Annotated in this window: 8 protein-coding genes; 2 read left to right on the top strand and 6 right to left on the bottom strand. The window is 71.7% G+C overall.

Annotated features, from left to right (window positions below; genetic code table 11):
- Positions 1-167: 167 nt before the first annotated feature.
- On the top strand, positions 168-374 hold the full coding sequence (locus NBZ85_RS27055; RefSeq protein ID WP_261562857.1) for a hypothetical protein: 207 nt from the start codon (positions 168-170) through the stop codon (positions 372-374).
- A 133-nt stretch (positions 375-507) separates the two neighbouring features.
- Here the strand turns inward: NBZ85_RS27055 and NBZ85_RS27050 are convergent, their stop codons facing one another.
- From NBZ85_RS27050 to NBZ85_RS27030, 5 genes are all read right to left on the bottom strand, one after another.
- Positions 508-1,635 (bottom strand): methyltransferase domain-containing protein, encoded by a 1,128-nt coding sequence (locus tag NBZ85_RS27050; protein ID WP_261562856.1) that lies wholly within the window; start codon positions 1,633-1,635, stop codon positions 508-510.
- Positions 1,625-2,512, bottom strand: a complete 888-nt coding sequence (locus tag NBZ85_RS27045) for a radical SAM/SPASM domain-containing protein (protein ID WP_261562855.1) — start codon at positions 2,510-2,512, stop codon at positions 1,625-1,627. Before NBZ85_RS27045 ends, NBZ85_RS27050 begins: the two co-directional genes overlap by 11 nt.
- A gap of 34 nt (positions 2,513-2,546) precedes the next feature.
- Positions 2,547-3,320: a helix-turn-helix domain-containing protein gene (locus NBZ85_RS27040; RefSeq protein WP_261562854.1), complete on the bottom strand. Its 774-nt coding sequence runs from the start codon at positions 3,318-3,320 to the stop codon at positions 2,547-2,549.
- The gene (locus tag NBZ85_RS27035; RefSeq protein ID WP_261562853.1) at positions 3,317-3,703 is read right to left on the bottom strand and encodes a hypothetical protein; all 387 of its coding nucleotides are present in this window, start codon (positions 3,701-3,703) and stop codon (positions 3,317-3,319) included. The genes NBZ85_RS27040 and NBZ85_RS27035 overlap by 4 nt, the downstream gene beginning before the upstream one ends.
- A 70-nt stretch (positions 3,704-3,773) precedes the next feature.
- The gene (locus NBZ85_RS27030; protein WP_261562852.1) at positions 3,774-4,346 is read right to left on the bottom strand and encodes a hypothetical protein; all 573 of its coding nucleotides are present in this window, start codon (positions 4,344-4,346) and stop codon (positions 3,774-3,776) included.
- A gap of 49 nt (positions 4,347-4,395) precedes the next feature.
- Between NBZ85_RS27030 and NBZ85_RS27025 the strand changes: the two genes are divergently transcribed.
- Positions 4,396-4,830, top strand: coding sequence for a hypothetical protein (locus NBZ85_RS27025; RefSeq protein ID WP_261562851.1), 435 nt, complete (start codon positions 4,396-4,398; stop codon positions 4,828-4,830).
- On the opposite strand, the gene NBZ85_RS27020 is transcribed toward NBZ85_RS27025, so the two are convergent.
- Positions 4,827-5,429 carry a hypothetical protein gene (locus NBZ85_RS27020; RefSeq protein WP_261562850.1) on the bottom strand — a complete coding sequence of 201 codons (603 nt, stop codon included), beginning with the start codon at positions 5,427-5,429 and terminating at the stop codon, positions 4,827-4,829. The two genes, NBZ85_RS27025 and NBZ85_RS27020, sit on opposite strands and share 4 nt — an antisense overlap.
- Between the last annotated feature and the right edge of the window lie 15 nt (positions 5,430-5,444).

Below are 5,444 nucleotides of genomic sequence, written 5' to 3'. Positions count from 1 at the left end.
CTACCCCCACCGGCCCGCAGGACCGCATGTAGAGGGGCCCCTCTACCCCGGTAGCGGGCCCGGTAGACCCCTCTGACCTGCGAAGTAGAGCCGGTAGAGGGGTCCAAGCCGCCAAGCGTGCAACCCCCGCCAGGGCCGTCCTGGCGCATCTGAGAGGAGACCACCCGATGAGCAAGAAGAAGATCAGTAGTAGCCCGGTGGACGCCGTCGAGGCGGTGAAGGCGTTGGGCGGCCGGATCTCCCCCGACATGGCCACCTGCGTCATCTGCGGCCCGTCCTGCACCTGCGCTGACGTCGAGTTCGGCAGCCCGGAGTACTTTGCCCGGTTCGAGCGGGTGCACGGCCGGACCGACACGACCGGAGGTAGTCACTGATAGTTGCCGGCGACAACCTCACCCAGGACCAGGTCGACGCGGTCATCACCGGGATCCTGTGCACGGGGACGGGGCACTGAGGGCGTCAGGCCAGCCCGAAGGGCCGGGCCTGCACCCGGTCCACGCTCCCCGATCAGGCCGTCGCGGCGGGGATGATTGCCGTCCAGTCGCCGCGGGCGAGCCGGATCGAACCGTCGTCGGTGATCCTCACACGGGCGCCGAGCCACGGGGTCCATCCTCGCTGGGCCCATTGGTCCCGCACGGCGTCGGCGATGTCCCACAGGCGGCGCGGTCCGCCCTGGTGGACTGTCGGGAGTTCGGTGCCGGCCGCGGTGGCCCGAGCCCATGATCCATCCGGGTGGGTCATGATCGCGGTGTGCCGGTCGTCGGGCCCGCGCTGGTAGCGGTGCTGGATGCCCGGGACGGTCAGGGTCAGCAGGGTCGACAGGTCCCATGCCTCGGCGATGTCGACGACCGGGTACCGGCCGGTACCGACCTGCTCGCCGTCGCGTTCGTCGAGCAGGTCGGAATCGACCGCGGCCGGGGGGTAGGCGGGGCCGGTGCGGCTGGCCATGAATCCCGCCCAGTCCCGTTCGACCTGGCCGAGGACCCCGTCTGGTGTCTTCGTCGCGCTGAGGATCATCCACGTGTTCTGGATGGTGGTGACCAGCCGGCCCTCAGGACGCAGCGCGGCCAGCCAGCTCGGAGGGATCGACGGCACCGACATCATCGAGACGATCCGGTCGTAGGTGCCGGGCAGCGGGCCGGTGGCGGTCGCGGCGAGCGTGGTGGGGTGCAGGCCGAGCGCGGCCATCCGCTCCGCTGCGGCCTCGACCAGGTACCGGTCGATGTCGACCGTCGTGACGTGCTCGTCGCCGTAGCGGCGGGCGAGCAGCGCCGCGCCGTACCCGGATCCGGTGCCGACGTCGAGGACGTCCAGGCCCTCGGCCAGCCGGGCGTACCGGTACATGGTCAGGACCAGGGAGGGCAGGGTGGACGACGACGTCACCCGGCCCACGGGCCGATCATCCTCGGCCGCATGGTCGGCGTGGGCGGTGCCCACGCGGGTGACCAGCGACCGGTCGGCGTAGGCATCCGCGAGCGGCCCGCGGCGCACAACCCACTCCCCGCCGCTCTGCGTCCACCAGGCCGGTACGAGTTTGTGCCGCGGGGTGCCGGCGACGATCGGGTACCAGCGGGAGCCGGGATGGGTGACCTTATCGGCCAAGGCGCGAGCGTGGGCCTGCCAGTCAGCCGTCATGGACGTCACTCGGCGGGTAGTCGGGGACACACGCCGTCTCGCCCGCGGGGGGACAGTCGCTGCCGTCGTTCGGCACACACCCGTCCACGACCCGCTGAGGCCGCGGCACCGAGCCGACCGCGTCCCGCCACTGCTGCCCGGTCAGGAGCTCGGCCAGCGGCGTCGTCTTGACGTTGCCGCCGTCACGGTCGCTGATCATCACGCAGGGGGTGAGCCTGCCGTCCGGTTGGACAGCGGCACGGCCGAGCCCGCAGTTCCCGCAGCCCCCCGCCTTGGCATCGCCGCCGGCCGCGCGGCCGAAGGCGCGGACCACGTCACGGCGGATGTTCGTCACACCGAGACCGAGCAGTTCGGAGTGCGCCCGGTCGACATCTGCGATCCCGGTGTCGATGAGGCCGACGCGCAGCGGGATGCTCCGCCGCAACGCTTCGATGATGTTGCCGCGGGTCCGGGTGTGGGAGCCGTGGCGGCGGGTGACCTGCTCATGCCTGTCCGGGTCGGAGCTGTAGTAGCTGGTTGCCAGGCTGACACCGGGCTGCCCGAAGAGGCCCCACATCGGGTCGGACACGTACACCAGGTTGGTGAACACTTCGGCGCCCAGGCCGGCGGCGAGGGCCCGGTCGACCAGGTCGGGCAGGCCGGGGTGCAATGTGGGCTCCCCGCCGATGAACCGCACCGTCCGCACCCCGTGGGCAGCGCCGTCATCGATCACCCGCAGCCAGTCGTCGACGGTCATGGTGCCGTGGTCGCCAGCGGGGCCGGATTCGTTGTAGCAGTGTGTGCACCCGAGCGTGCAGAATCGGGTGAGATCCAGCCACAAGAACGTGGTCGTCCCGATCTCGGCGCCAGGGCTGGTGATGGTTGCGGTGGGGGGCATCGCTCTCCTTCGGTTCCTTCTGGTCGGGGTCGGGTCAGCCGGTGGGTCGCTCCCGGCGGGTCGGGTACGCGGAGTCGCCGACTCGCCGCCACCCGCCCGCGCTGAGCAGCAGGCCGCCATCGGTCCTGACCAGCAGCCCGTCGTCGACTGCCTGATCCGCCCAGGCGGTCAGCCGCGGCAGCGGAAGCCCGAGACGCCGGCCGACAGCGTCCCAATCCAAGCCGCCGCGCCGTCGGCGTCGGGGCTGCTCGGCGGCGATCGCCGCCCACACCTGCGGGTCGCTCGCCTGCTCCCGCCGCAGCCGCTCATACTGGTCCAAGCCGCGCGTCGTGAGCGCCCACCGCCGGGTGCGGCTCAGGACCAGCAGCTCCGCCGCCGTCCACGTCGCGAGCCGCAGGTGCAGCCAGGCCCGGTCAACCGGGCCGGCGGGGGCATCCAACCTCGCAGCGATGTCCTCTGCGGACGCCTCCTCGCAACCCTGCCAGGCCGAGCTGATGGCGGCCCACAGCTCCCGCCGGCTGATCGGGGCCAGCTCGGGACGGCGCTGGTCAACGCCCGCGCGGTCGGGGAGATCGCCCCGGTAGTAGACGGTGAGCCCGTCCCCGGTCCGGGTGCTGCGGAGCAGACCGATGTCGGCGAGCGCGTCCAACGCGACGCCCATCGTCACCGCCGACACGCGCACCCGATCGGCGATCCGCTGCGCGGTAAACGACCGGTCGACGTTGCCTGAGTGGGTGTGCGCCCTGAGCAGGGCGCGGTGTAACGCGTCCGGGACGACCGAGTCGACAGGCAGGAGTCTCGGGGTCATCGCGCTGCGTCCACGAGCTCCTGCGGATCCGCGTGGGGCAGATCGTCGAGCGTGCCGTCGCGGACGCCGTCGGCGAGCGCCCGCCACACCGGCTCGGGCAGAAGGCCGCCCCAGCCATGAAGGTAGCCGTAGCCGAGTTCGACGTGGCCGTCGTGCAGCCTCACGCGGCCACCCGACGACATCCAGGGCGTCCATGCCTCACCGAGCCCGTCGAGCCGGCCGGCGCGGGTCGCGCTGGCCAGGCTGGCCCAGATCACCAGCGGCAGGCGGACGTCGTCTCCGGCGTTGACGGTGCGGTAGCGGATGACGACCTCGGCGCCCGAGCGGGCGACCCGGACAGTCGGCGCGTCCGGAGTGGCCGGAGTGGTGGCCTGCCATAACATGATCTCTCCCTGCGTTGTGGGGGCCTGCCCGCCGCCGTCGGGGTGGACGGCCTCCCGGGCGGGCAGGCGGTCAGACGGCCGCGGTGACCTGTTCTGCGTCGGTGACAAGCCGGTCCAGGTCCCTGGCGAGGCTCTCGGGCAGGCAGTCCGCGGTCGCAGCGTGGAAGGCGCGCAGGTAGGGCACCAGAGTGAGAAAGGCGTGGCGGGTGGCCCAGAAGGCGGCGAGGTCGGGCGCGTTGCGGGCACCGGCGAGGACGTACCGCAGGCTGACGGTCTTGTCTGCGGCGAGGGCGGCAGCGACCCCGTCGGGGAGCCGGGCCAGCCGGCGGACGGCGCTGGCCGGGTCGGTGCGGTAGAGGTCCATGGCGGTGTGCTCGTCGTGGATCGCCCACAGTGCGATCAGGGTGTTGGTGCCGCACCAGCCGCCGACCTCGGCGTCCACAACGTCGGCTCGGGTGTAGTCGGGCACGTCGTGCAGCAGCACCGCGGCGAGCAGTTCGGGCGGCGCGTCGGGCATGTGACGGCCCAGGGCGAGGGCTACCCGGACGGCATGCCCGAGCGCCGGCGCCCCGTCGATGATCTTCCCGGCACACCAGCGGCGGGCGATGTCGAGCGCCTCAGCGACGATCGGCGGACGGGGCATGGTGAGCACAGACCGTCGAGTCGGGCCGGCGGCTGGTGATGATGGACGGGTGACATCCGACATGGATCATCCTTGGGACGAGGACGCGCTGTGCGCGGTCTGCCCGGGACAGGTCCACGATCCGGGCAGGTTCGACATCGTCGACGGGCCAGGGCCCGCCAGCCGGTACGACACGACAGCCGGCTATCGGCGTGACCTGGTCAGCGGGGTGCCGGTGTGCATCCACCCCGACAAGATCGGCTTTCCCGCGGGCCGGTATGCCTCCGCGGGGCAACTCTGGCCCGCGGAGGTCGAACCGGCACCGCACCCGGGGCCGATGCCCGACGATCCGGATGCACTCGCCGGGTGGATGACCGCGCTGGTCCGCCATGCCGACGCCGACGCCGTGGCCGGGGTGCTGGCCGCAGCCGAACAGTCCGCCGTGCAGCGGTTTTCACCCGATCTGGTGGTGGATGCCCTGCGGGCCGCGTTGGCGGAGGTTTAGCGGCCGAAGGTGAAGTAGTGCGACCGGCCGCCGCGCTGCACGCCGATCGACTCGTAGTGCTCGAAAAGGATGCCGAGGCGACGCTGGGTCTCCTGCTGGCCGATCCAGTAGCGGCGCGGCAGCTCACCCCAGCCGGCGGCCCGATACACCTCGTCGGTGTAGCCGTCCTCGTCATAGACGAACCGCTCGTTGTCCGTCGAATGGATGAAGGTGACGGTGAGGTCCTGCTGGATCCGGGACAGGATCGTGAACTGCGCGGTCAGCGCGTGGACCATCTCGTCGACCGGCGCGGACACGTCGAGCTCGGCGGCCCGCTCGTCCCCGGTGAGCTCGAACACGGCAGCCTTCATCGCCATCGTGCGCAGCGCCTCGACAAACAGGTGCGACCCGTCCGCGTCAAGATCCCATTCGGCGACCAGCGGGTAGCCGGTGAACGTCGCCCAGCACGTCGGGTACTGCAGAGTGCTCGCCCGCAGCCGACCGAACTCCGGGTGCGCCTCGATCGCGTCAAGGATCACCGCGGCACGCTCGCCGGCAGCGTGAGGGCTCGGCAGGCCGACCGTCAACGTCGACGTCGTGCTGGTGGTCGAGTTACTCATGTGGGGCCTCCAAAT

It is taken from the genome of Frankia tisae (assembly GCF_025403405.1).
GTDB lineage: Bacteria > Actinomycetota > Actinomycetes > Frankiales > Frankiaceae > Frankia > Frankia tisai.
Note: the sequence above shows the minus strand (reverse complement) of the source record. Positions and strands in the feature narration are given on the sequence as shown.

Bases quoted from the DNA above. Each gene is read 5' to 3' on its own strand.
- NBZ85_RS27055 (WP_261562857.1), top strand. From the start codon at position 168: ATGAGCAAGAAGAAGATCAGTAGTAGCCCGGTGGACGCCGTCGAGGCG.
- NBZ85_RS27050 (WP_261562856.1), bottom strand. From the start codon at position 1,635: ATGACGGCTGACTGGCAGGCCCACGCTCGCGCCTTGGCCGATAAGGTC.
- NBZ85_RS27045 (WP_261562855.1), bottom strand. From the start codon at position 2,512: ATGCCCCCCACCGCAACCATCACCAGCCCTGGCGCCGAGATCGGGACG.
- NBZ85_RS27040 (WP_261562854.1), bottom strand. From the start codon at position 3,320: ATGACCCCGAGACTCCTGCCTGTCGACTCGGTCGTCCCGGACGCGTTA.
- NBZ85_RS27035 (WP_261562853.1), bottom strand. From the start codon at position 3,703: ATGTTATGGCAGGCCACCACTCCGGCCACTCCGGACGCGCCGACTGTC.
- NBZ85_RS27030 (WP_261562852.1), bottom strand. From the start codon at position 4,346: ATGCCCCGTCCGCCGATCGTCGCTGAGGCGCTCGACATCGCCCGCCGC.
- NBZ85_RS27020 (WP_261562850.1), bottom strand. From the start codon at position 5,429: ATGAGTAACTCGACCACCAGCACGACGTCGACGTTGACGGTCGGCCTG.